Raw genomic sequence first — 23,264 nt, forward strand, 5'->3', positions numbered from 1 at the left:
GCAAGGCCGCCCCTATAAACTGTAAACGACTGCTATCATAACTGTTTTAGCGGTCATCCGAAGAAATCACCACATGAGCGACTCCGTTTTTACCCATACCCAGGACCAATTGAAACAGCTCGCGCGCGACGTGCTGGCCTACGCCCGCGAGAAGGGCGGCACCGATTGCGCGGTCGAGATCAGCGAGGGCAGCGGCCTGTCGGTCTCGGTCCGCAAGAGCAAGATCGAGACGATCGAGCAGAACCGCGACAAGGGCATGGGCGTGACGGTGTTCATCGGCCAGAAGCGCGGCAACGCCAGCACCTCCGACTTTTCGCCGGCCGCGCTGCGCGCCACGGTGGAGGCGGCCTACAACATCGCCTGCTTCACGGCCGACGATGACTGCGCCGGCCTGGCCGACGCCGACATGCTGGAGATGGCCCCGCAGGACCTGCAGCTGTTCTACCCGTGGAATATCAGCACCGAGGAAGCCGTGGCGCTGGCCCAGCGCGCCGAGGCGGCCGCCTTCGCCGTCGACCCGCGCATCACCAACAGCGAGGGCGCCGGCGTGCACGTGCAGCAATCGCACTTCGTGTCGGCCAATTCGCGCGGCTTCATCGGCGGCTATCCATACTCGCGCCACACGCTGTCGGTGGCGCCGATCGCCGGCAAGGGCGCCAAGATGCAGCGCGACGACTGGTACAGCTCCGTGCGCGACGCGAGCAAGATGTCCTCGCCCGAGGCGATCGGCCGCTACGCCGCCGAACGGGCGCTGGCGCGCCTGAACGCGCGCAAGATCGACACCCGCACCTGCCCCGTGCTGTTCGAGGCGCCGCTGGCGGCCGGCCTGCTGGGCGCCTTCGTGCAAGCCACGTCGGGCGGCGCGCTGTACCGCAAGTCGACCTTCCTGCTCGACTCGCTGGGCAAGGCCGTGTTCCCGTCCCACATCCAGGTCACGGAGGACCCGCACGTCATCGGCGCCGTCGGTTCGGCCCCGTTCGACGAGGAGGGCGTGCGCACCGTCAAACGCGACGTGGTCAAGGACGGCGTGGTGCAGGGCTACTTCCTGTCGACCTATTCGGCCCGCAAGCTGGGCATGAAAACCACGGGCAACGCGGGCGGTTCGCACAACCTGTCGCTCACTTCGTCCAATACAAAACCGTCGGACGACTTCGTGGCCATGCTGAGGAAGATGGGCACCGGCCTGCTGGTGACGGAGCTGATGGGCCAGGGCACCAACTACGTGACGGGCGACTACTCGCGCGGCGCCTCCGGCTACTGGGTCGAGAACGGCGTGATCCAGTACCCGGTGGAGGAGATCACCATCGCCGGCAACATGAAGGACATGCTGGCCCAGATCGTGGCCGTGGGCGCCGACGTGCTGGTGCGCGGCACCAAGCAGACCGGCTCGATCCTGATCGAGAAGATGGTGGTGGCCGGCGCCTGACGAGCCGTCCCGTTTCGCCGCAGTGCAGCACGGCCGCCTCGCGCGGCCGTCTTTATTTTCGTTGCAAGCTTTCCCCACTGCTCATACACTGTGACGTGCATCAGCGTTATGCCTTCACACACACAGAGGAGATAAACAGCATGGAACGTCGTTCCTTCCTGAAGAAAGCGGCAGCGGGCACCGGCGCCGGCGTGATCGCCGCACCGGCCCTGGCGGCCGACGCCCTGCCCACCATCAACTGGCGCCTGGCGTCGAGCTTCCCCAAATCGCTCGACACCATTTTCGGCGCGGCCGACACGTTCACGCGCCGCGTGCACCAGCTCACGGGCGGCAAATTCAACATCCGCAGCTTCGCGGCCGGCGAGATCGTCCCCGGCCTGCAGGTGATGGACGCGGTGCAGGCCGGCACGGTGGAGATGGGCCACAGCGCCTCGTACTACTACTTCGGCAAGGACGCCACGTTCGCCTTCGACTGCGCGGTGCCGTTCGGCCTCACCTCGCGCCAGCACACGGCCTGGTTCGACCAGGGCGGCGGGCGCGATCTGACGCGTGAATTCTTCAAGGGCTACGGCATCATCAACTTCCTGGGCGGGAACTCGGGCACCCAGATGGGCGGCTGGTTCCGCAAGGAGGTCAAGACCGTGGCCGACCTGAAGGGCACCAAGATGCGCATCGGCGGCTTCGCCGGCAAGGTGATGGAGCGTCTGGGCCTGGTGCCGCAGCAGCTGGCCGGCGGCGACATCTACCCGGCGCTGGAGAAGGGCACCATCGACGCGGCCGAATGGGTCGGCCCGTACGACGACGAAAAGCTGGGCTTCTACAAGGTGGCGCCGTACTACTACGCGCCGGGCTGGTGGGAGGCGGGCGCCAATTTCTCGTTCTATGTCGGCATCAAGGAATGGGAGAAGCTGCCCAAGGAATACCAGGCCGCGCTGGAAGTGGCGACCTACGAGGCGCACGTGGTGATGCAGGCCGAGTACGACGCCAAGAACCCGGTGGCGCTGGCGCGGTTGCTGAAGAACGGCGTCAAGCTGCGCAACTTCCCGAAAGACACGATGGACGCGTGCTACAAGGCGGCCAACGAGGTGATGAACGAGGAAGCGGCCAAGAACGCCAAGTTCAAGAAGATCTACGAACCGTGGAAGCGCTTCCGCCAGGACCAGAACCAGTGGGCGTCGGTGGCCGAGGCGACCATGCAGAACTACCTGATCAACGCCGGCCGCGGCGGCCGTTAAGCATCAACCGGGGTCAGGTCATGAAATTGCGCAAGTTGCGTGAGTTCATGACCTGACCCCGGTTTTTTTGCTACGTGTAGTCCCTCATTGAAATGCGGCCGATTGCAGGGCGATACTGGCCGGCACACCACCTCAAAGGAGACATCAACATGAGCAAGTTCATTTCGGCATTCCTGATCAGCGCGCTGTGCCTGGCCACCAACTGCTTCGCGGAAGACCACGGGACGGCCGAGCAAGCCGTGCAGATGGTGCACAAGGTGATCGCCGACATCAAGTCCCATGGCCGCGACAAGACCATCGCGGAGATCAATACCCTCAGCCCCACCTACCGCGACCGCGACCTGTACGTGACCATCATGGACTTGAAGGGCGTGGAACTGGCCCATGGCAGCAACAAGCGCATGCAGGGCGTGAACCTGATCGACATCAAGGACCAGGACGGCAAGCTGTATATCCGCGAGCGGCTGGAAATGGCCAAGACCAAGGGCAAGGGCTGGCAGGACTACAAGTTCGTCAATCCCGTGTCCAAGACGATCGAGCCGAAGTCCATGTACTTCGAAAAATACGACGACATGATCGTCAGCTGCGGCATCTACAAGGATAAGTAAGCGCCTGCTTTCCGCAGGGCCGGCGCGCGGCTAGTGGTGGTGATGCGGGTTGGCGCGCCGTCCCAGCACCACGTGCAGCACGAACAGCGCGCCCGTGGCCAGACCCACCACCCAGTGCAGCGCGGACCACACGGGGCGGTCGCTCTCGCCGGCCAGGTAGTACAGGCCGAAGCCGGTGGCGATCAGGAACAGCATGGTGGCGATCATGCCCCAGCCCGTGGCCAGGTTGCGGCCGGCCTTGAGGGCGCGCCGGATGTGGGCGTTCATCAGGCTGCCGAGGAAGAACAGCGTCAGCATGACGGCCGCGCCGTGCAGCTTCATCGACCACGGTTCCAGCGGGTGCACGGTTTCGCCGAATTCGCCGGCCTGGCGCAGCCAGTAGCGCGCCACCAGCCAGGCGGCGCCGCTGGCCAGCAGCAGGGCCAGGCTGGCGTACACGCAGCGGCGGTGCCAGCGTTCCAGTTTGAGGTTGATGTGGTGGCGGGCTGCGGGCCGTGGTTGTGAGGTCTGGGTATGCATCGGCTAGATTATAAGCGCTGTGGCGCCCATGGCGCGCAGGGCCGGGTGGTCGGTATCGCCGCTGGCCAGCACCACCTTGGTCAGCGCGTCGGCCACGGCGCAGCTGGCGGCGCGCACGGTGACGCTGGCGCCGTCCGTGATCGGCGTGCCGTCGCGTCCGTCGACGAGGGCGCTGATGTCGCGCCCCGCGTGGCGGCGCGCCGTGAAATAGTTGGCGGAGGTGGCCAGCGCCTCGTTGGTGATGGTCACGCGCGCGCCCGCCCGCCCCGGCGCGCGCGGATCGCGGATCGCCACCGGCCATGGCGCGTCGCCGATGGCGCGCAAGTCGCCGCCGGCGTTGACGCAGGCGTTGCGCACGCCGGCCCCGCGCAGCGCCTCGATGGCCAGGTCCACGGCGTAGCCCTTGGCGATGCCGCCCAAGTCGACCCAGCCCGGCGCCGCTTTGCGCACCATGTGGTTGGCCTCGCAGCGCAGCACCGTCACGCCGGGGCGGTAGGCCGGCAGGTCGGGCAGGGGCGCGGGCAGGCAGTCCCAGTCCACCAGGCGCGGCGCGCAGGCGATGTTGAAGATGCCGTCCGACTGGTCGGCCACTTGCTGGGCCAGGTGCAGCACCTGCCAGGTGTGGGGATGGACGGCGATGGTTTCGCTGGCCCAGGCCAGGTTGAGGCGGGCCACGTCGCTGGCGCCGTCGTGGAAGCTCATCAGACGGTGGACCAGCGCCACCTGCGCGAACGCTTGCGTGATGGCCTGCGTGAGCGCTTGCTGCGCGTCCGGCGCCGGGCCGGCGTCGGCCACGGTGATCTCCACCATGGTTCCCAGCCAGGGCTGGGCGCGCCGCATCATTTTTTCAGCGCCACCTGGGCGATGGCGGCGATGCGCCGCACGCCATCGGTCAGGTGGGTGCACGACAGCGTGGCGCCGCTGATGTTGGCGATGCCGTCGCCGATGGCCAGCCCGGCCGGCGCCGCCTTGCCCACGAACTGGCGGCGCCAGGCCGGGGTGCGGATTTCGCCGCCGTGGCTTTCGCGGTAGGCCAGGATCTCCACCTGGCGGATGGTGGCGTCCGGATTGAGGCCGACGGCGTACGAGATCAGCTCGAACTTGCCGACCACGTCGTCGAGCACCATGAAGCCGAGCAGGGCGTCGCCCTTGTAGGCGCCGAACACGCGCCAGTTCACGGAGCGGGCCGGCAGGCCGGCCAGCTTTTCCACCTGCTGCATCTGCGGCAGGGTGAGCGCCAGGTTCTGTTCGCGGAAGCCGGTGGCGTCCGCGAACATCAGCTTTTGCGCCTGCGCCACGTCCAGGTACTGGGTGGCGAAGGCGGGCGCACAGGCGGCACCGGCCGCCAGCGGGATCAGGGCGAGGTAGCGCATGGCCGGCCCGGCGATCAGTACGAGAAGCCCACGCCCAGGTTCAGGCGGTCGCGGGTCTTGTCTTCGCGGAATTTCTGGTAGTCGGCCTTCAGCACCACGCCTTCGCCCACTTTCAGGTTGGCGCCCACGGTGGCCACCTTCTCGTCGGTGCCGGTGGCCACGTCCAGGCCCTGCGGCAGGGCCGCGTAGGCCTTGGCCGTGTTGAACTGCTCATAGCGCGCGAAGGGGCTCAGCACGTAGTCGCCCGACTTGAGCAACTGGTAGGCCGCCTGCAGGTACCAGCCGGCGAAGCTGCTCGGCACCGGGGTCGGGCTGCCCACCAGCGTGGCGTTCAGCGCTTCGGTGTTGCTGATCTGGCCGCGCGCGTACAGGGCCGACAGGTCCCAGTGGCCCGGCGTGTAGCGCGTGTGCAGGTCATACATGGTGACGCGGGCGTCCTGGCCGGCGAAACCGGCCGCTTTGTGGCCGGCCTTGCCGGTGAAGACGGAGCCGCCCACCAGCAGGCCCGGCACGCCGCGCCAGTTCAGGGCCGCGTGCACGCTCAGGTCGCGCGACTTGGCTTGCTGGCCTTCCTGGTGGATGGCGCCCAGCGGCGATTCGCGGCCTTCTTCCGAGGTGGCGTCCCACTTGCCCAGGTCGAAGCCGGTGGTGATGCCGGTGTCCCAGGTCAGGCCGGCGGCCGTGTCGCCCGACAGGCCCACGCCCACTTCGCGCCAGGTGGACGGGATGATGGCCGTCTCGACGAAGTTGCGCTCGACGCCGAAGTAGGCGGTCGGTTCGTGGTTGGTGTTGAGCAGACCCGATGGGATCAGGAACAGGCCGGCCTTGCCGCGCAGGCCGTTGCCGAATTCGCGTTCGATGTACAGCTGTTCGACTTCGCTCTCGCCCTTGTCGTCGGCCGACACGACGGCGTGCTCCCATTCGAACTCGGAGACCATCTTGGTCTTGTCGTCGAAGCGGTGGGTGATGCCGATCACGGCGCGGCGCACGTCGGCCTGGGCGGCGCTGGCGTCCTTGGTGGGGCGGTTGTAGTTGATCTCGCCATAGCCGGTGACGATGGTGGCCGGCGCGGAGGCGGCGACCTGCCAGGCCGCCGCAGGCGCGGCCGGGGCGGCAGGAGCGGCGGGGGCTGCGGGGGCTGCGGGGGCCGCCGGAGCGCCAGGTGCCGCGGGGGCGGCCGGCGCTGCTGGCGCTGCTGGCGCGGCGGCCATGGCTTGCTGGCGCTGCTCGACGGCTTCCGTCTTCTTGACGCTGGCGCGCAGTTCGGCCTTCAGTTGTTCCAGTTCGGCGGCCATCTTTTCGATGCGCTGCATCAGTTCCGCTTCGCCGGCCGTGGCGGCCAGCGGTGCGCTCAGGAAGGCGGCCGCGAGGGCCGTGGCGATCACGCGCTTGTTCATCATGTTGTTCATCATTTTGCTCATCATGTGCTCTCTCGGGGTCTGCAGGTTAATTCTTGTAGCCGTCGGTCAGGGTGCCGAGGAACTGCACCAGGTCGTCGATTTCGGCCGGCGACAGCGCGGGCGCCATGCCGGGCTGGCGGTTGTATGGCACTTCCGTCACGTTGACGTTGGCGCGGTACTGGGGCGGCAGGTCGTTGAACTTCGCCACCGTGCCGTCGGCGTTGACCGGATACCACAGCGCGGGATTGGTGTCGCGCGTGACGTAGAAGCGCACCACGTCGGTCAGGTTGCTGAACGCGCCGTTGTGGAAGAACACCTTGCGGGTGGCGACGTTGCGCAGCGTGGGCACCTTGAAGGCGCCGCACAGGTCGGCGCGCCCGGCCAGGTCGGTGCGGTCCGGGCCGCACAGGCCGAGGTCGAAGTAGGCCGGGTCGGCGGTGGCGGCCAGGCGCGGGTTGCGCGGCACGCCCAGGTTGTCGAACGTGAAGTCGGTGAACAGGGGCGCCGCGCCGTCCGCGCCGCGCGCGCTGGTGTGGCAGGCCGCGCAATTGCCCTTGGTGGGGTTGTTGAACAGGGCCAGGCCGCGTAGTTCGGCGTCGGCCAGTTTCACTTGACCGGCCAGGAACAGGTCGTACTTGGAATCGTAGGGGTGGAACGACGGGTCTTCCAGCTGGAACTGCTGCAGCGCGTAGGTCATGCGGCTGAACGCCTGCTCGGGCTGGTCGAGGATGGTGTCGCCGAACTGCTGGCGGAAGCGGGCCGCGTACGGGGTCTGCCTCAGGCGGGCGATGACGTCGGCCACGCTGGCGTTGGCCATCTCGTGCGGCGCCAGGAACGGGCGCTGGCCCTGCTCGGCCAGCGACTGGGCGCGGCCGTCGCGGTCGAAGCCGCCCGTGGGCGTGCCGTCCTTGGCGAAGGCGAAGGCCGGCGTGCGTTCCAGGTAGCGCAGCGAGGGCGCGGCGCGGAAGCCGGGCGTGGTGCCGTCCGGGCCGCCCAGTTCCGCCGCCAGGTCGCTGGTGGGGCCGTGGGCGTTGGCCGGATTGTGGCAGCTGGCGCACGACTGGCGGCCGGAGGCCGACAGCGACTGGTCGCTGAAGATCAGTGCGCCCAGCTGGGCCGGTTCGCTCAGGCTGGCGGTGGGCGTGGGGGCGGGGCTGTCGCCGTTGCCGGAGGAGGAGCCGCCGCAGGCGCTCAGGGCCAGAAGTACGGCGGCGCCCGCCAGGCGCGTCATGGTCGCAGGAAGTGTCATTCGCATTGCAAGAGCGTTGTTGGTTTAACTGCAAATGAGAATGATTATAATTTGCGATTTGATTGAAGGCAATACGCCGGATGGCGTAGTGTTGATTTGATGCGGGTTGGGAAAGGAATGGAGGGGGCGCTCCCGATGCCGCCAACGTAAGACCGTCATTCCCGCGTGCGCGGGAGTGACGGTGTCAACTTACGGCGGGGATTACTGCGCGCGCAGTGCTTGCAGCACCGGCTGCAGGATGGATTTGCCCAATTCGGCGCTGCGGGCGCCGCTCCAGCCGGCTTCGGGGTCCGGGTCGTTGGCGTTGTCCTTGAACGGCATCTCCAGCGTCAGCGACAGGCAGCCGAAGGCGTGGGTGACGTAGGGCGAGCCCATGGTCAGCGTCTCGGCCGTGAACGGCGTGGCGCCGTAGCCATGCTCGTCCTGGAAGTCGGGGCTGGCGGTCTTGAAGTCGGCGATGAACTTCCGCTGGGCCGCCGCCTGCTCGGCCGTGAACTCGGGCAGCGATTCGCTGCCGGCCACGAACACGTAGGGCAGGCCTTCGTCGCCGTGCACGTCGAGGAACAGGTCGCAGCCCACTTCGTGCATCTTCTCGCGCACCAGGAACACTTCCGGGCTGCGCGCCATGGTCGGGGTCATCCACTCGCGATTGAGGTTGGCGCCGGCCGCGTTGGTGCGCAGGTTGCCGCGCACCGCGCCGTCCGGGTTCATGTTCGGCACCACGTGGAATTCGGCCTCCGTCAGGCACTGGCGGCCGAACGGGTTGGCCGGGTCCAGCAGCGCCTCCACCATGCCTTCGACGAACCATTCGGCCATCGTCTCGCCCGGGTGCTGGCGCGCGATCACCCACACTTTTTTCTCGGCGGCCGGATTGCCGATCACCAGCATGTTGAGGTCGCGGCCATCGACGGTGCTGCCCAGGTCCACCAGCTGCACCAGCGGCGACAGCTGCGCCGAGTCGAGCAGGGCCAGGTGGCGCTCCCACGAGTAGGGCTCGAAATAGGCGTAGTACACGCTGTCGTGGGTCGGCGTGTGGTCGATCGTCATCACCTGGCCATCGAAGCTGGTGGGCACGCGGAACCACGTTTCGCGGTCGTAGCTGGCCACGGCCTCGTAGTCCTTCCAGCCGTCCGGATAGGCGCTCTGGCCGGCGTTCAGGAAGCGCATGGTGAGCGCCGTCTCGCGCGCGCCCTGCACGCGGAAGAAGAACCACTGGGTGATGTCGGCGTGCGAGTCCTTGCGGATATTGAGCTCGATGGCGGACGGGTCGTCCGCGCGCAGCACGTCGATCGCGCCGGCATCGAATTGATGGCTGATTTTGATAGGCATTGCAGGTGTCCTGTTGAATTCAGAGTGAAAGTCCGTTGCGCTTGTGGCGCAATTGTCGCAATGATACAAGCTTTGGCCGCGTGCAGGCCGCAAACGGGGCGTGTGCGATTGCCCCTCTGGCAAGATGGCTCTACACTTAACGGCCCGCTTGTCGTTCCAGTGCAACCATCATTTTGGAGTCCAGTTCATGCAGCGTCGTTCCTTCCTCACCAAATCCGCCGCCGGCGCCACCGCCGCCGCCCTGTCCGCGCCGGCCCTGGCGCAAAGCCAGCCCGCCATCAGCTGGCGCCTGACGTCCAGCTTCCCCAAGACGCTCGACACCATCTTCGGCGCCTGCGACAAGTTCACCAAGCGGGTGGCCGAGCTCACCGGCGGCAAGTTCGTGATCCGCGCCTTCGCGGCCGGCGAGATCGTGCCCGGCTTCCAGGTGCTCGACGCGGTGCAGGCCGGGACGGTGGAGATGGGCCACACGCCGTCCTACTACTACTTCGGCAAGGACCCGGCGTTCGCCTTCGATTGCGCCGTGCCGTTCGGCCTCACCTCGCGCCAGCAGACGGCGTGGTTCGACCAGGGCGGCGGCCGTGAGCTGATGCGCGACTTCTTCAAGGGATATGGCATCGTCAATTTCATGGCCGGTAACACGGGCACCCAGATGGGCGGCTTCTACCGCAAGGAGATCCGCTCGGTGGCCGACATGAAGGGCCTGAAGATGCGGGTGGCCGGTTTCGCCGGCCGCGTGATGGAGCGCATGGGCGTGGTGCCGCAGCAGATCCCGGCCGGCGACCTGTACGCGGCGCTGGAGAAGGGCACCATCGACGCGGCCGAGTGGGTCGGCCCGTACGATGACGAGAAGCTGGGGCTGGCCCGCGTGGCGCCGCACTACTACGCGCCGGGCTGGTGGGAGGCCGGGCCGCAGCTGTCGTTCTACATCAACCACAAGGAGTGGGACAAGCTGCCCAAGGAATACCAGGCGGCCATCGAGGCGGCCAGCTACGAGTGCCACGTGGTGATGCAGGCCGAGTACGACGCCAAGAACCCGGCCGCGCTGGCGCGCCTGCTCAAGGCCGGCATCAAGCTGCACACATTCTCGAAGGACATCATGGACGAAGCCTACAAAGTCACCCAGCACGTGATGGAGGAGGAGGCGGCCAAGAACGCCAAGTTCAAGAAGATCTACGAGCCGTGGAAGCGCTTCCGCCAGGACCAGAACCAGTGGGCCTCGGTGGCGGAAGCGACCATGCAGAACTACCTGATCAGCATGGGACGCAAGTAAGGCGCTGTTCCAGCCAGTCGCTCACCAGCGGCCACAGGATGGCTTCCTGCTCGCGGCGGAAGAAGCCGAAGTGGCCGATGCGTTTCAAGCCGAACTGGCCGGGACTCAGTTCGCGGTAGTCCACCCGGGCGCCGCGGTAGGCTTCGTGCAGCATGCGCGAGCCTGATTCCAGCAGCAGTTCATCGTCGCTGAACGTCAGCCCCAGCACGGGCTGGCGCACGCGCGCGTACGCCTCGCGCGCGCCCGGTTCGCCCTGCAGCAGGTACTCGGGCTGCAAGCACCAGTGGCGCCACTGGTACATCACGCGGCGCGGTATGTCGCCCACCACGCCGATGCGCGTGCCGGGGAAGTAGCCGAACACGGGGCACAGCAGGGGCGTGAACACGTGCCATAACAAGGGCGCCTTGCGCCGCACGGCGGGCTGGTTGTGGCGCAGCGCGCCGCTGCCGACGGCGATGTTGATTACGCCGCTCACTTTCTCGATGGATGGCAGCAGCGGCACCGTCTGACCACCGAGGCTGTGACCGAGCACGAACAGCGGCAGGCCGTCCTTCTCCCGCCCAGCGCTGGCATGGTGCAGCACGGCGTCGTAATCGAGCGTGACCCAATCCGTGATGTTGGCCTTGCAGGCGCGCCGCGCGCCGTGCCGCGATTCGCCCATGCCCCGGTAGTCGAAGGTCCAGACCCGGTAGCCTTGCTGCGCCAGGAAGGTGGCGAAGTCGGCGTAGAACGATTGGGGCACGGCCATGGCCGGGCCGATCACGAGATGGGCGCGCGGCGCCTGCGCCGGTTCGTAGGCATAGGCGGTCAGCGGGTGGCCGTCGTGGGCGTGCAGGGTGTGGCGGGTGCGGGTCATTTCTTCAGCTCCTGGTGGGCGGGGCGGGGCGGGGCAGGGTGGCGGCCAATGCGTCGTCGGTGGCCAGACTGCGCCAGGCGGCGGCGCTCAGTTCGTCGATCGCGCTGCGCGGGTCGTGCAGCAGGCGGCCGCCCAGCCAGTGGCGGGCCAGTTCCTGCGCGGGGCCCAGCAGCAGCGGGGCGTACAACTCGGGCGCCAGCCGGCGCAGTATCCCTTGCTGGAACCACGGTTTGAGCAGGGCCAGCATGGTCTTGAAATGGCCGGCCGTCAGCTCGCGGATGGCCTGGTCGTGGGCCGGACTCACGGCCTGCCGCCGGGCGAACAGGAAGCGCGCCAGTTCGGGCCGCGCCACGATCCAGTCCAGGTGGGTGGACAGCAGGTTGTGGATGGCGGCGCGCGCGTCTTCCGCTTCGCGCACGCCGGCCAGCAAGCCGTTCCAATAGTCGTCCAGCCCTTGCGCGAACAGGGCGGCGGCGATGTTTTCCTTGGTGCCGAAGTGGTGGTAGATGCTGCCCACGGAGGCCTGGCTGCGCTGGCGGATGTCGTCGATGGTGGCCGCTGCTATGCCTTTTTCGGCGAACACGGCCAGCGCGGCGGCCAGGATGGCGCTTTTTCGGTCGAGCGGGATGGTGGTGTCGGCTGTTTTCATGGCTAGAATATTGTTCTAGAATTTAATTCTAGTCAAGTCTGAGCGCGGGTATAGGTGGGGTGGGACTCTCTGGAAGGGGCTTTTTCTAGATGACGCTATTTGATGCGGAAGCGCGCTAGATCATACTATCGCTTACTAAAATGACTTTGGCGGCAACTCTAAAACGCACTAAAACGCACTAAACGACGGGCGATCTTTTAGTATGGTTTAGTACGAAATAGTAATGTCAGCGGGCAAAATTAGAGCGGAATAGTGGCATCCAGAGCGAATTAGTGCGAAATCCGATGGTTTAGAAAAACCAGAAAAAAACGCGCCACCCCATGTATGCCGTCGGTGGCGCGGCTTAGCGCAGCCCGCCGAAGCGCTGGTAAAAGCTGTCGTCGGCCTCTGGCGCGCGCTCGTCCTCGCGGCGCAGGGTGGCCATGATGAAGTCCTCGGCTGGCGCGAACACGAGCCGGTAGATGTCGCGCGCCAGTTCGTAAGCCTGGGCGCCCGGCCACGGGTCGGGCAGCAGTTCCACCGGCAGTTGAGGATCGTGCAGTTGCACGCGGCGATAAGCGTGGATCAGCAGGCTGCGCACGACGAAGGCCTGCGCCGTGGTGATGGCTGGTTGCTGGCGCAGCAAGTCCAGCAGCGGCGCGAACTGGCGCATGAAATTCTGGTAGCCCGCTTCCACGTCCGACAAATCCCAACCCTCGGCCACCATGTCGCTCAGCGGCCGCGCACTCACCTGCGGCAGCGTGCTGGCACGGCACACATACAGCTTGCCCTGCACGCCCACGCGGGCCAGCAACGCTTCCAGCACGTCGGCCTCGGCGGCCGGGTGGCCGAAGATGCCGGGTGCGATCATGCTGTAGCCTTGCCACAACAATTCCTTGCGCAGCGTGCTGCGTTCGGCCGGCGTGATGTTGCCGCCGGCGCTCAACAGCAGGGTCCAGTTGCCGTCCCAGTGCAGTTGCAGCGGCGCGTAGATGCGGCGGTAGGCGCTGCTGAAACGGGCCATGGCGTCGGCCGGAATCGCGTACGAGCTGCGGCGCCCGTCGCGCTGCGCGCCCAGCCAGCCTTCCTGCGCCAGACGGAATACGGAGGTGCGCAGCAGCCGGTCGTTCACGCCGAACGGTTCGAGCAAGTTGATCAGACTGCCCAGCCACACCATGCCGCCGTGCGGCACGATGGCGTCGCCGAAGATCGTCACCACCAGCGACTTGGAGCGCGGTGGGTCGGTGGCCAGAAAGTGGGCTATCCAGCCGTCGCAAGTCGTCGTTGTTGTCATGGGCAAAATCGGTTTCCGCAGATTGAATGAATCAGATCAGGCAGCAGTTTACTTTGCCCCGGCTTGAGCGCAGCATTATTTTCATGCTTGCCTATGACAAGATACGAAATTTCGTTATGACTCAAAAAACGTGTAGCCAAACGAAAATTCGTATCGTATGATGCGTTCTTCTCACTTGGAGATCAATCATGTACGCACAGATGGTGGAAACGGGGCTCAAGCAAGTTCGCAACCTGGATGACATGAGCGCGGAAGAACGCGCGTTCCAGGACCGGATCGACGCGGGCGTGAAGATCGAGGCCAAGGACTGGATGCCGGACGCCTACCGCAAGACGCTGATCCGCCAGATCTCGCAGCACGCGCACTCGGAGATCGTGGGCCAGCTGCCGGAGGGGAACTGGGTCACGCGCGCGCCCACGCTCAAGCGCAAGTCCATCCTGCTGGCCAAGATCCAGGACGAGGCGGGCCACGGCCTGTACCTGTACAGCGCGGCCGAGACGCTGGGCGTCTCGCGCGACGAGCTGCTGGCCGCCCTGCACGCGGGCAAGGCCAAATATTCGAGCATCTTCAACTACCCCACGCTGTCGTGGGCCGACATGGGCGCCATCGGCTGGCTGGTGGACGGCTCGGCCATCATCAACCAGATCCCGCTGTGCCGCTGCTCGTACGGCCCGTACTCGCGCGCCATGATCCGCGTCTGCAAGGAGGAATCGTTCCACGCGCGCCAGGGTTACGACATCATGCTGGCGCTGTCGCGCGGCACGCCGGAGCAGAAGGCCATGGCGCAGGATGCGCTGAACCGCTGGTGGTGGCCGTCGCTGATGATGTTCGGCCCGTCGGACGCGGAATCGGTCAACAGCGCGCAATCGGCCCAGTGGCGCATCAAGCTGTTCTCCAACGACGAGCTGCGCCAGCGCATGGTGGACCAGACCGTGCCCCAGGCCGAGTACCTGGGCCTGACCATCCCCGACCCCAAGCTAAAGTTCAACGCCGAAACGGGCCACTACGAATTCGGCGAGATCGACTGGAGCGAGTTCCACGCGGTCCTTAAGGGCAACGGCCCCTGCAACCGCGAACGCCTGGCCACCCGCGTCAAGGCCTACGAGGAAGGCCAGTGGTTCCGCGACGCGCTCACGGCCTACGCCGACAAGCACGCCGCCGCCAAGGCTGCCGCCTGAAAACGATAAAACGAGGAGAATCGCATGAGCAAAGAATGGCCATTGTGGGAAGTGTTCATCCGCAGCCAGCACGGTCTGGCGCACAAGCATGTGGGCAGCCTGCACGCACCGGACGCCGAAATGGCGATCAATAACGCGCGCGACGTCTACACCCGCCGCAACGAGGGCGTCAGCATCTGGGTGGTGCGCGCGGCCGACATCGTGGCCAGCAGCCCGTCCGACAAGGGTGCCCTGTTCGAGCCGTCCAACAGCAAGGTGTACCGCCATCCAACCTTCTTCCCGATGCCGGAAGAAGTCAAGAACCTGTAAGCGGGAGCGCGCACCGTGGATCACAACAAGTTCGACTATCTGCTGCGCCTGGGCGACAACGCCCTCGTGCTGAGCCAGCGCATCTCCGAATTGTGCGGCAAAGGGCCGGCGCTGGAGGAGGACATGGCGCTCACCAACGTCTCGCTCGACCTGCTGGGCCAGACCCGCCTGTGGTACAGCTACGCGGGCGAGCTGGAAGGCGAAGGCCGCGACGAGGACCGCCTCGCCTTCCACCGCGACGCGCACCAGTTCCGCAACTGCCTGCTGGTGGAGCAGCGCAACGGCAACTACGCCGACACCATGATGCGCCAGTTCTTCTTCGACACCTGGCACTACTTCCTGATCGGCGCGCTGACCAAGTCGTCCGACGCGCGCATCGCCGGCATCGCCGAGAAGTCGCTCAAGGAAGTGACCTACCACCTGCGCCGCAGCGGCGACCTGGTGGTGCGCATGGGCGACGGCACGCCCGAGAGCCACGCCAAGGTGCAGGCCGCGGCCGACGCGCTGTGGATGTACACGGGCGAGATGTTCAACTACGACGCCGTCGACCAGGCCATGGTGGACGCCGGCGTGGCGCCGGCCGCCGCGCCGCTGCGGACCCAGTGGCTGGAACACGTGGCCGCCATCTTCGCCGAGGCCACGCTGGTCATGCCGTCGCCGGACGCGTGGATGCAAAAGGGCGGCAAGCAGGGCGTGCACAGCGAACACCTGGGCTACCTGCTGGCCGAGATGCAGTTCCTGCAGCGCGCCTATCCCGGCGCGGAATGGTGACGAAGGTGATGGCCATGCAAGCCGCCGCCGTCACCGCCGAACAGGTTTGGGCCTGGCTGGCCGAGGTGGCCGACCCCGAGATCCCCGTGATCTCGGTGGTGGACCTGGGCATCGTGCGCGCCGTCGACGTGGCGGCGGACGGCGCCTGCACCGTCACCATCACGCCCACGTACTCCGGCTGCCCGGCCATGCAGGTGATCGCGGACGCCGTCACGGAGGCCCTGCGCGCGCGCGGCGTGGCCGACGTGCGGCTGCACACCCAGCTCACGCCCGCCTGGACCACGGACTGGATGAGCGAATCGGGCAAGGCCAAGCTGCGCGGCTACGGCATCGCCCCGCCGGCCCAGCAGGCGATCGACATCAGCGGCCTGCGCGACCGCAACGCCGTGCAGCGCGGCGCCTTGCCGGGACTGGGCGCGCAACCGGTCGTCGCCTGTCCGCAGTGCGGCTCAACCCATACGGAACTCACCAGCCAGTTCGGCTCCACGCCCTGCAAGGCGCTCTACAAATGCCTCGATTGCCGCGAGCCTTTCGACTACTTCAAGTGCCACTGACCACCATGAGCAAATTCTATCCGTTGACCGTCTCGCAGGTGCGCAATGAAACGCGCGACACCATCGCCGTCACCTTCGCCGTGCCGCCGGAACTGCGCGAGAGCTTCGCGTTCCAGCAGGGCCAGCACCTCACGCTGCGCACCCACATCGACGGCGAGGACGTGCGCCGCTCGTATTCGATCTGCTCGGCGGTGCAGGACGGCGCGCTGCGCGTGGCCATCAAGCGCACGGCCGGCGGCCTGTTCTCGGGCTGGGCCAACGACACGCTCAAGGCCGGCGCCACGCTGGAGGTGATGCCGCCCATGGGCCACTTCAACGTGCCGCTCGACGCGCAGAGCCGGCGCCGTTATGTGGCCTTCGCGGCCGGCAGCGGCATCACGCCCATCCTGTCCATCATCAAGACCACCTTGCTGGCCGAGCCGCACAGCAGCTTCACGCTGTTCTACGGCAACCGCGCCTCCTCGTCCGTGATCTTCAAGGAGGAGCTGACGGACCTCAAGGACCAGTACCTCGACCGCCTGAACCTGGCCTACGTGATGAGCCGCGAGCAGCAGGACATCGACCTGTTCAACGGCCGCATCACCAAGGAAAAGTGCCAGCAGTTCCTGCAGCACTGGATCGATATCAAGGACTACGACGTGGCCTTCATCTGCGGCCCGGAGGACATGATGCATGGTGTGTCCGAGGCGTTGCAGGAAGCGGGCATGGCCAAGTCGCAGATCAAGATCGAGCTGTTCGCGGCCAGCATCCCCAAGCACCAGCACCAGAAGCGCGCGCTCGATCCTGCGCTGGCCCGCCACGAGACGGAAGTGACGGTCATCATGGACGGCAACCACACCACCTTCACCATGGACAAGGACAAGGAGTCCGTGCTGGACGCGGGCCTGCGGGCCGGCATCGACATGCGCTACTCGTGCAAGGGCGGGGTGTGCTCGACCTGCCGCTGCAAGGTGGTCGATGGCAAGGTGGACATGGACGTCAACTACGCGCTCGAGGATTACGAGATCGCCCGTGGTTTCGTGCTGAGCTGCCAGAGCTTCCCCGTGACGGACAAGCTGGTGGTCGATTTCGACCAGGCTGAATAATCCACATCAACCGGACAACCCTACGAGACGCCATGAACTACGAAAACATCCTGTTCGAGATCACCGACGGCATAGCCCAGCTCACCCTGAACCGCCCGGACAAGCTCAATAGCTTCACCCAGGCCATGCACGACGAGGTCAAGCACGCCATCCACCGCGTGCAGGGCGACAAGAGCGTGCGCGTGTTCGTGCTCACGGGCGCCGGGCGCGGCTTCTGCGCCGGACAGGATCTGGCCGACCGCGCCGTGGAACCGGGCGCGCGCGGCGTCGACCTGGGCGACTCGGTGGAGAAGAACTACGCGCCGCTGGTGCTGTCGCTGCGCGCGCTGCCCATGCCCGTGATCTGCGCCGTGAACGGCGTGGCGGCCGGCGCCGGCGCCAACCTGGCGCTGGCCTGCGACATCGTGCTGGCCGCCAAATCGGCCAGCTTCGTGGAGGTGTTCTGCAAACTGGGCCTGATCCCCGACACGGGCGGCACCTACTTCCTGCCACGGCTGGTGGGCACGGCGCGCGCCATGGGCATGGCCATGCTGGGCGAGAAGCTCAGCGCCGAACAGGCCGAAGCCTGGGGCCTGATCTGGAAATGCGTGCCCGACGAGGAATTGGCGCAGCAGACGGCCGCCATGGCCAAGCACTTCGCCAGCGCGCCGACCAAGGGCCTGGCGTTCACCAAGCAGGCCCTGTACGCCAGCCCGGCCAACACCCTGCAGCAGCAGCTCACGCTCGAATGCGGCATGATGAGCGAACTCGGTAACAGCGACGACTACCGCGAAGGCGTGGCCGCCTTCATGGCCAAGCGCGCGCCGCAATTCAAGGGGCAATGAGCATGGCCGCGCTCCCGACTTCGCGCGTGGTGGCCGTGATCGGCAGCGGCGCCATGGGCAGCGGCATCGCCCAGGTGGCGGCCGCCGCCGGCTACACCGTCAAGCTGTACGACGCCCGGCCGGAGGTGGTGGCCAAGGCCATCGCCGGCGTCATCGGCATGTTCAACAAGCTGGTGGCCAAGGAGCGCATGAGCGCGGTCGACGCGGCCGCCGCCGGCGCGCGCCTGCAAGCCGCCGCCACGCTGGCCGACGTGGCCGACGCCGGCCTGGTGGTGGAAGCCATCGTGGAGAATCTGGACGCCAAGCGCGCCCTGTTCACGGAGCTGGAATCCGTCGTCGGCGACGACTGCATCCTGGCCACCAACACCTCGTCCATCTCCGTCACGGCCATCGGTGCGCCGCTGCGCGCGCCGCAACGGCTGGTGGGCATGCACTTCTTCAATCCGGTGCCGCTGATGGCGCTGGTGGAGGTGGTGAGCGGCCTGGCCACCGACGCCGCCGTGGCGGCCACCGTGTTCGACACGGCCGCCGCCTGGGGCAAGAGCCCCGTGCACGCCAAATCCACGCCGGGCTTCATCGTCAACCGGGTGGCGCGGCCGTTCTACGCCGAGGGCTGGCGTTTGCTGAACGAGCAGGCCGCCGACGCGGCCACCATCGACGCCGTGCTGCGCGAGGCGGGCGGCTTCCGCATGGGGCCTTTCGAGCTGATGGACCTGATCGGCCACGACGTGAACTTCTCCGTCACCCAGTCCGTGTTCGCGGCCTATTTCAACGACCCGCGCTTCACGCCGTCCGTGCAGCAGCAGGAACTGGTCAACGCCGGCTTCCTGGGCCGCAAATCGGGCCGTGGCTGCTACCCGTACGGCGAGGACGCGGCGGCGCCGCGGCCCCGTTGCGAAGCGCCGCAGCCTTGCCCCGCCCAGGTCCATGTCGAGATGGCGCCGGGCGCCCATGGCCCCATGGTCGAAGCGCTGGCGGCGCGCCTGCGCGCGCGCGGCATCGAGGTGCCGCTGCGCCATGCGCCCGAGGGCCATGCGAGCGGCGAAGCGCCCGTCTTCCACTGCAACGGCGCCGCCGTCTACCTGACCGACGGCCGCACGGCCACCGCCCGCGCGCGCGACAACCAGCACGCCAACACGGTGCTGTTCGATCTGGCGCTGGATTACGCCACGGCCACGCGCATCGCCGTGGCCCGCGCCGACCAGTGCGACCCGGCCGCGTTCAACGCCGTCGTCGGCCTGTTCCAGGCGGCCGGCTTCACCGTCACCCGGCTCGACGACGTGCCGGGACTGGCCGTGATGCGCACCGTCGCCATGCTGGCCAACGAGGCGGCCGACGCCGTGCAGCAGGGCGTGTGCAGCGCGCAGGCGGCCGACATCGCCATGCAGAAGGGCGTCAACTATCCGCGCGGCCCGCTGGCCTGGGCCGACGCCGTGGGCGTGGACCATGTGGTCGCGGTGCTGCATCACCTGACCCAGGGCTACGGCGAGGACCGCTACCGCGTCTCGCCGCTGCTGCGCCGCCGTCAAGCTTCGGGAGCCCCCATCCATGCATAACATCGCCAACAAGGAAGTCCACCAGGACGCGCACAAGGACGCCCACGCCCACCGGCCCGCGCTGACACCCGAGCAGGCGCAGGCGCTGGCCGAGGCGGCCGGCGCCGCCATGTACGCGCGCGACCGCGCCAGCCAGGCGCTGGGCATGACCCTCGATTCCATCCGTCCCGGCTACGCGCGCATGCGCATGCCGGTGCGGGAAGACATGCTGAACGGGCACCAGACCTGCCACGGCGGCTTCATTTTCGCGTTGGCCGACAGCGCCTTCGCGTTCGCGTGCAACAGCCACAACCAAAACACGGTGGGTGCCGGCTGCACGATTGAGTACCTGGCCCCCGGCCGGCTGGGCGACGTGCTGACCGCGGAAGCGGTGGAGCAGGCGCTGGCCGGCAAGAGCGGGGTCTACGACATCCGGGTCAGCGACCAGGGCGGGCGCGTGCTCGCGCTCATGCGCGGCAAGTCGCACCGCGTGAGCGGCGAGGTGATGCCGCCGCCCCCGTCCCTCGTCTGATCCGCCTCGCATCGCAGCACCGGGCGCTTCGGCGCCCGCAAGGAGAGAGCAATGGTAACTCGTATTCCCGGCCCGGACGATCTGGAGCCCATCGAACGCGCCAGCAAGGATGAACTGCAGGCGCTGCAGCTGCAACGGCTGCAATGGTCGCTGCGCCACGCCTACGACAACGTGCCGCACTACCGCGCCGCGTTCGACGCGGCCGGCGTGCATCCGGACGACCTGAAGTCGCTGGCCGACCTGGCCCGCTTCCCGTTCACGGGCAAGAAGGAGCTGCGCGACAACTACCCGTTCGGCATGTTCGCCGTGCCGCGCGAGCAGGTGGTGCGCGTGCACGCGTCCAGCGGCACCACCGGCAAGCCGACCGTGGTGGGCTACACCCAGAACGACATCGACACCTGGGCCAACGTGGTGGCGCGCTCGATCCGCGCGGCCGGCGGCCGGCGCGGCGACATGGTGCACATCGCCTACGGCTACGGCCTGTTCACGGGCGGCCTGGGCGCGCACTACGGCGCCGAGCGGCTCGGCTGCACGGTGGTGCCCATGTCGGGCGGGCAGACGGAGAAGCAGGTGCAGCTGATCCAGGACTTCAAGCCGTCCATCATCATGGTCACGCCGTCGTACATGCTCAACATCGTCGAGGAATTCCAGCGCCAGGGCCTGGACGCGGCGGCCAGCTCGCTCAAGGTCGGCATCTTCGGCGCCGAGCCGTGGACCGACGCCATGCGCGCCGAGATCGAACGCCGCGCCGGCATCGACGCGGTCGACATCTACGGCCTGTCCGAGGTGATGGGGCCGGGCGTGGCCAGCGAGTGCATCGAGAGCAAGGACGGCCCCGTGATCTGGGAGGACCATTTCTACCCCGAGATCATCGACCCGGAAACGGGCGAGGTGCTGCCCGACGGCAGCGAGGGCGAGCTGGTGTTCACGTCGCTGACCAAGGAGGCGCTGCCCGTGATCCGCTACCGCACCCGTGACCTCACGCGCCTGCTGCCGCCCACCTCGCGCGCCATGCGCCGCATCGGCAAGATCACGGGCCGCTCGGACGACATGCTGATCATCCGTGGCGTGAACGTGTTCCCCAGCCAGATCGAGGAGCTGGTGCTGAGGATGCCCAAGCTGGCGCCGGTGTACCAGCTGGTCGTCTCGCGCGAAGGCCACCTGGACAAGCTGGACGTGATCGGCGAGCTGCGTCCCGAGGTGTCGGGCCGCCTGACCGAGTTCGAGACGGAAGCCCTGTCGCGCGAACTGGAACACCACATCAAGACCTACGTGGGCGTGAGCACCAAGGTGCGCCTGTTGGCGGCCAACAGTATCGAACGCACGCTGACGGGCAAGGCCAAGCGCGTGGTCGACAAGCGCCCCAAGTCTTGAAACCCCGACCGAAATCCTGAATTGAACCATCCCAACGAGGAGCCTACGTGAACGACGCCTTCATCTGTGACGCCATCCGCACCCCCTTCGGCCGCTACGGCGGCGCCCTGGCCGGCGTGCGCGCCGACGACCTGGCCGCGCTGCCCATCGCCGCCCTGATGGCGCGCAACCCCGGCGTGGACTGGGCCGCCGTGGACGACGTCTACTACGGCTGCGCCAACGGCGCCGGCGAGGACAACCGCAACGTCGGCCGCATGGCCGCGCTGCTGGCCGGCCTGCCGGTCGAGGTGCCGGCCAACACCATCAACCGCCTGTGCGGCTCCAGCCTGGACGCGGTGGGCATCGCCGCGCGCGCCATCAAGGCCGGCGAAGCGAAGCTGGTGATCGCCGGCGGCGTGGAGAGCATGACGCGCGCCCCGTTCGTGATGGGCAAGGCCGACAGCGCGTTCTCGCGCGCGGCGAAGATCGAGGACACCACCATCGGCTGGCGCTTCGTCAACCCGGTGATGAAGGCGCGCTACGGCATCGATAGCATGCCGGAGACGGCCGAGAACGTGGCCACGGAGTTCAACATCAGCCGCGCCGACCAGGACGCGTTCGCCGTGCGCAGCCAGCAGCGCTGGGCCGCCGCCCACGCGGCCGGCGTGTTCCGCGACGAGATCGTGCCCGTCACGCTGCACCAGAAGAAAGGCGAACCGAGGGTGGTGGACACGGACGAGCATCCGCGTCCGGAGACCACGCTGGAGATGCTGGCGAAATTGAAGGGCGTGGTCACGCCGGACGGTAGCGTCACCGCCGGCAACGCGTCGGGCGTGAACGATGGCGCCTGCGCCATCCTGCTGGCGTCGGCCGCCGCCGCCCAGCAGTACGGCCTGAAGAAGCGCGCCCGCGTGGTGGGCATGGCCACGGCCGGCCTGGCGCCGCGCATCATGGGCTTCGGCCCGTCGCCGGCCTCGAAGAAGGTGCTGGCGCAGACCGGGCTCACGCTGGCGCAGATGGACGTGATCGAACTGAACGAGGCGTTCGCCGCCCAGGGCCTGGCCGTCACGCGCGACCTGGGCCTGGCCGACGACGCGCCGCACGTGAACCCCAACGGCGGCGCCATCGCCATCGGCCACCCGCTGGGCGCGTCCGGCGCGCGGCTGGTGCTGGCGGCGCTGAACCAGCTGGAACGCACGGGCGGACGCTATGGCCTGTGCACCATGTGCATCGGCGTGGGCCAGGGCATCGCCCTCATCATCGAGCGCGTGTAAGGAAAGGAGCGACGGCATGGTCAAGGTCTATCAAATCAACGGCGTCACGCCGGTCGTGCATCCGACCGCCTACGTCCATCCGAGCGCGGTGCTGATCGGCGACGTGGTGGTCGGCCCGCGCTGCTACATCGGCCCGCTGGCGGCGCTGCGCGGCGACTTCGGCCGCCTGATTCTGGAGGAGGGCGCCAACCTGCAGGACACCTGCGTCATGCACGGCTTCCCCGGCTGCGACACGGTGGTCGAGCGCGATGGCCACATCGGCCACGGCGCCGTGCTGCATGGCTGCCGCATCGGCCGCAACGCGCTGGTGGGCATGAACGCGGTGGTGATGGACAAGGCCGAAGTGGGCGCCGACAGCATCGTCGCCGCCATGGCCTTCGTCAAGGCCGGCATGGTGATCCCGCCGCGCAGCATGGCCGTCGGTTCGCCCGCGCGCGTGCTGCGCACGCTGAGCGACGACGAGATCCGCTGGAAGAGCGAGGGCACGGCCCAATACCAGGAGCTGGCCGTGCGCTCGATGCAGACCATGCGCGAGGTGGAGGCGCTGACGGAGGTGGAGCCGGACCGCCCGCGCATCGAATGGGAAACCTCGCTGCCGCTGCACCTGCACAAGAACGCCACACCTGAATGACGTAACAAGCAAACATGCGCCGGCCGCC

At 67.4% G+C, this 23,264-nt stretch carries 24 protein-coding genes; 15 read left to right on the forward strand and 9 right to left on the reverse strand.

Annotation, left to right across the window (positions count from 1 at the left end; genetic code table 11):
- Positions 1-73: 73 nt before the first annotated feature.
- From pmbA to AC1RQG_RS03325, 3 genes are all read left to right on the forward strand, one after another.
- On the forward strand, positions 74-1,426 hold the full coding sequence (gene pmbA, locus AC1RQG_RS03315) for a metalloprotease PmbA (protein ID WP_493128292.1): 1,353 nt from the start codon (positions 74-76) through the stop codon (positions 1,424-1,426).
- A 140-nt stretch (positions 1,427-1,566) separates the two neighbouring features.
- On the forward strand, positions 1,567-2,661 hold the full coding sequence (locus tag AC1RQG_RS03320; RefSeq protein ID WP_493128294.1) for a TRAP transporter substrate-binding protein: 1,095 nt from the start codon (positions 1,567-1,569) through the stop codon (positions 2,659-2,661).
- A gap of 149 nt (positions 2,662-2,810) precedes the next feature.
- Positions 2,811-3,269 carry a cache domain-containing protein gene (locus AC1RQG_RS03325; RefSeq protein ID WP_493128296.1) on the forward strand — a complete coding sequence of 153 codons (459 nt, stop codon included), beginning with the start codon at positions 2,811-2,813 and terminating at the stop codon, positions 3,267-3,269.
- Positions 3,270-3,299: 30 nt separating this feature from the next.
- Here AC1RQG_RS03325 and AC1RQG_RS03330 read toward each other — a convergent pair whose 3' ends face one another.
- From AC1RQG_RS03330 to AC1RQG_RS03355, 6 genes are all read right to left on the reverse strand, one after another.
- Positions 3,300-3,788, reverse strand: a complete 489-nt coding sequence (locus tag AC1RQG_RS03330; protein WP_493128298.1) for a DUF4405 domain-containing protein — start codon at positions 3,786-3,788, stop codon at positions 3,300-3,302.
- Between the two features lie 3 nt (positions 3,789-3,791).
- Positions 3,792-4,631 (reverse strand): FAD:protein FMN transferase, encoded by an 840-nt coding sequence (locus AC1RQG_RS03335; RefSeq protein WP_493128300.1) that lies wholly within the window; start codon positions 4,629-4,631, stop codon positions 3,792-3,794.
- Entirely contained in the window at positions 4,628-5,161 is a 534-nt protein-coding gene (locus AC1RQG_RS03340) for an FMN-binding protein (protein WP_493128302.1), read from the reverse strand. The genes AC1RQG_RS03335 and AC1RQG_RS03340 overlap by 4 nt, the downstream gene beginning before the upstream one ends.
- Before the next feature lie 14 nt (positions 5,162-5,175).
- Positions 5,176-6,585, reverse strand: a complete 1,410-nt coding sequence (locus AC1RQG_RS03345; protein ID WP_493128304.1) for a hypothetical protein — start codon at positions 6,583-6,585, stop codon at positions 5,176-5,178.
- Between the two features lie 22 nt (positions 6,586-6,607).
- The gene (locus AC1RQG_RS03350) at positions 6,608-7,816 is read right to left on the reverse strand and encodes a cytochrome-c peroxidase (protein ID WP_493128306.1); all 1,209 of its coding nucleotides are present in this window, start codon (positions 7,814-7,816) and stop codon (positions 6,608-6,610) included.
- A 195-nt stretch (positions 7,817-8,011) separates the two neighbouring features.
- Complete coding sequence (locus AC1RQG_RS03355; RefSeq protein ID WP_493128308.1) at positions 8,012-9,139, reverse strand: M14 family metallopeptidase; 1,128 nt, start codon at positions 9,137-9,139, stop codon at positions 8,012-8,014.
- Positions 9,140-9,326: 187 nt separating this feature from the next.
- On the opposite strand from AC1RQG_RS03355, the gene AC1RQG_RS03360 reads away from it, so the two are divergent.
- Positions 9,327-10,412 (forward strand): TRAP transporter substrate-binding protein, encoded by a 1,086-nt coding sequence (locus AC1RQG_RS03360; RefSeq protein ID WP_493128310.1) that lies wholly within the window; start codon positions 9,327-9,329, stop codon positions 10,410-10,412.
- Here the strand turns inward: AC1RQG_RS03360 and AC1RQG_RS03365 are convergent.
- The 3 genes from AC1RQG_RS03365 to paaX form a co-directional block, all read right to left on the reverse strand.
- Complete coding sequence (locus AC1RQG_RS03365; RefSeq protein ID WP_493128312.1) at positions 10,393-11,268, reverse strand: alpha/beta hydrolase family protein; 876 nt, start codon at positions 11,266-11,268, stop codon at positions 10,393-10,395. The two genes, AC1RQG_RS03360 and AC1RQG_RS03365, sit on opposite strands and share 20 nt — an antisense overlap.
- 4 nt (positions 11,269-11,272) lie before the next feature.
- Entirely contained in the window at positions 11,273-11,917 is a 645-nt protein-coding gene (locus AC1RQG_RS03370) for a TetR/AcrR family transcriptional regulator (protein WP_493128314.1), read from the reverse strand.
- A 343-nt stretch (positions 11,918-12,260) separates the two neighbouring features.
- Entirely contained in the window at positions 12,261-13,190 is a 930-nt protein-coding gene (gene paaX / locus AC1RQG_RS03375) for a phenylacetic acid degradation operon negative regulatory protein PaaX (protein WP_493128316.1), read from the reverse strand.
- A gap of 188 nt (positions 13,191-13,378) precedes the next feature.
- On the opposite strand from paaX, the gene paaA reads away from it, so the two are divergent.
- Genes paaA through paaY form a run of 11 tightly spaced genes read left to right on the forward strand, consistent with a single transcriptional unit; the run spans position 13,379 to position 23,236 of the window.
- Positions 13,379-14,368 (forward strand): 1,2-phenylacetyl-CoA epoxidase subunit PaaA, encoded by a 990-nt coding sequence (gene paaA, locus AC1RQG_RS03380; RefSeq protein ID WP_493128318.1) that lies wholly within the window; start codon positions 13,379-13,381, stop codon positions 14,366-14,368.
- Positions 14,369-14,392: 24 nt separating this feature from the next.
- Complete coding sequence (paaB, locus tag AC1RQG_RS03385; protein WP_493128320.1) at positions 14,393-14,677, forward strand: 1,2-phenylacetyl-CoA epoxidase subunit PaaB; 285 nt, start codon at positions 14,393-14,395, stop codon at positions 14,675-14,677.
- A 15-nt stretch (positions 14,678-14,692) separates the two neighbouring features.
- On the forward strand, positions 14,693-15,448 hold the full coding sequence (paaC, locus tag AC1RQG_RS03390) for a 1,2-phenylacetyl-CoA epoxidase subunit PaaC (RefSeq protein ID WP_493128322.1): 756 nt from the start codon (positions 14,693-14,695) through the stop codon (positions 15,446-15,448).
- A gap of 8 nt (positions 15,449-15,456) precedes the next feature.
- The gene (gene paaD / locus AC1RQG_RS03395) at positions 15,457-16,002 is read left to right on the forward strand and encodes a 1,2-phenylacetyl-CoA epoxidase subunit PaaD (protein ID WP_493128324.1); all 546 of its coding nucleotides are present in this window, start codon (positions 15,457-15,459) and stop codon (positions 16,000-16,002) included.
- A 5-nt stretch (positions 16,003-16,007) separates the two neighbouring features.
- Positions 16,008-17,087 (forward strand): 1,2-phenylacetyl-CoA epoxidase subunit PaaE, encoded by a 1,080-nt coding sequence (gene paaE / locus AC1RQG_RS03400; protein WP_493128327.1) that lies wholly within the window; start codon positions 16,008-16,010, stop codon positions 17,085-17,087.
- A 32-nt stretch (positions 17,088-17,119) separates the two neighbouring features.
- Positions 17,120-17,911: a 2-(1,2-epoxy-1,2-dihydrophenyl)acetyl-CoA isomerase PaaG gene (gene paaG, locus AC1RQG_RS03405; RefSeq protein WP_493128329.1), complete on the forward strand. Its 792-nt coding sequence runs from the start codon at positions 17,120-17,122 to the stop codon at positions 17,909-17,911.
- A gap of 2 nt (positions 17,912-17,913) precedes the next feature.
- Positions 17,914-19,467 carry a 3-hydroxyacyl-CoA dehydrogenase PaaH gene (gene paaH, locus AC1RQG_RS03410; RefSeq protein ID WP_493128331.1) on the forward strand — a complete coding sequence of 518 codons (1,554 nt, stop codon included), beginning with the start codon at positions 17,914-17,916 and terminating at the stop codon, positions 19,465-19,467.
- Positions 19,460-19,978: a hydroxyphenylacetyl-CoA thioesterase PaaI gene (gene paaI, locus AC1RQG_RS03415; protein ID WP_493128333.1), complete on the forward strand. Its 519-nt coding sequence runs from the start codon at positions 19,460-19,462 to the stop codon at positions 19,976-19,978. The genes paaH and paaI overlap by 8 nt, the downstream gene beginning before the upstream one ends.
- Positions 19,979-20,029: 51 nt before the next feature.
- A complete protein-coding gene (paaK, locus tag AC1RQG_RS03420; protein ID WP_493128336.1) occupies positions 20,030-21,352 on the forward strand; it encodes a phenylacetate--CoA ligase PaaK in 1,323 nt (440 codons plus the stop codon).
- A 47-nt stretch (positions 21,353-21,399) separates the two neighbouring features.
- A complete protein-coding gene (gene pcaF, locus AC1RQG_RS03425; protein ID WP_493128339.1) occupies positions 21,400-22,605 on the forward strand; it encodes a 3-oxoadipyl-CoA thiolase in 1,206 nt (401 codons plus the stop codon).
- A gap of 16 nt (positions 22,606-22,621) precedes the next feature.
- Entirely contained in the window at positions 22,622-23,236 is a 615-nt protein-coding gene (paaY, locus tag AC1RQG_RS03430) for a phenylacetic acid degradation protein PaaY (RefSeq protein WP_493128341.1), read from the forward strand.
- Positions 23,237-23,264: the final 28 nt, after the last annotated feature.

The sequence above is a fragment of the Rugamonas sp. GW822-FHT03B10 genome (assembly GCF_058801745.1).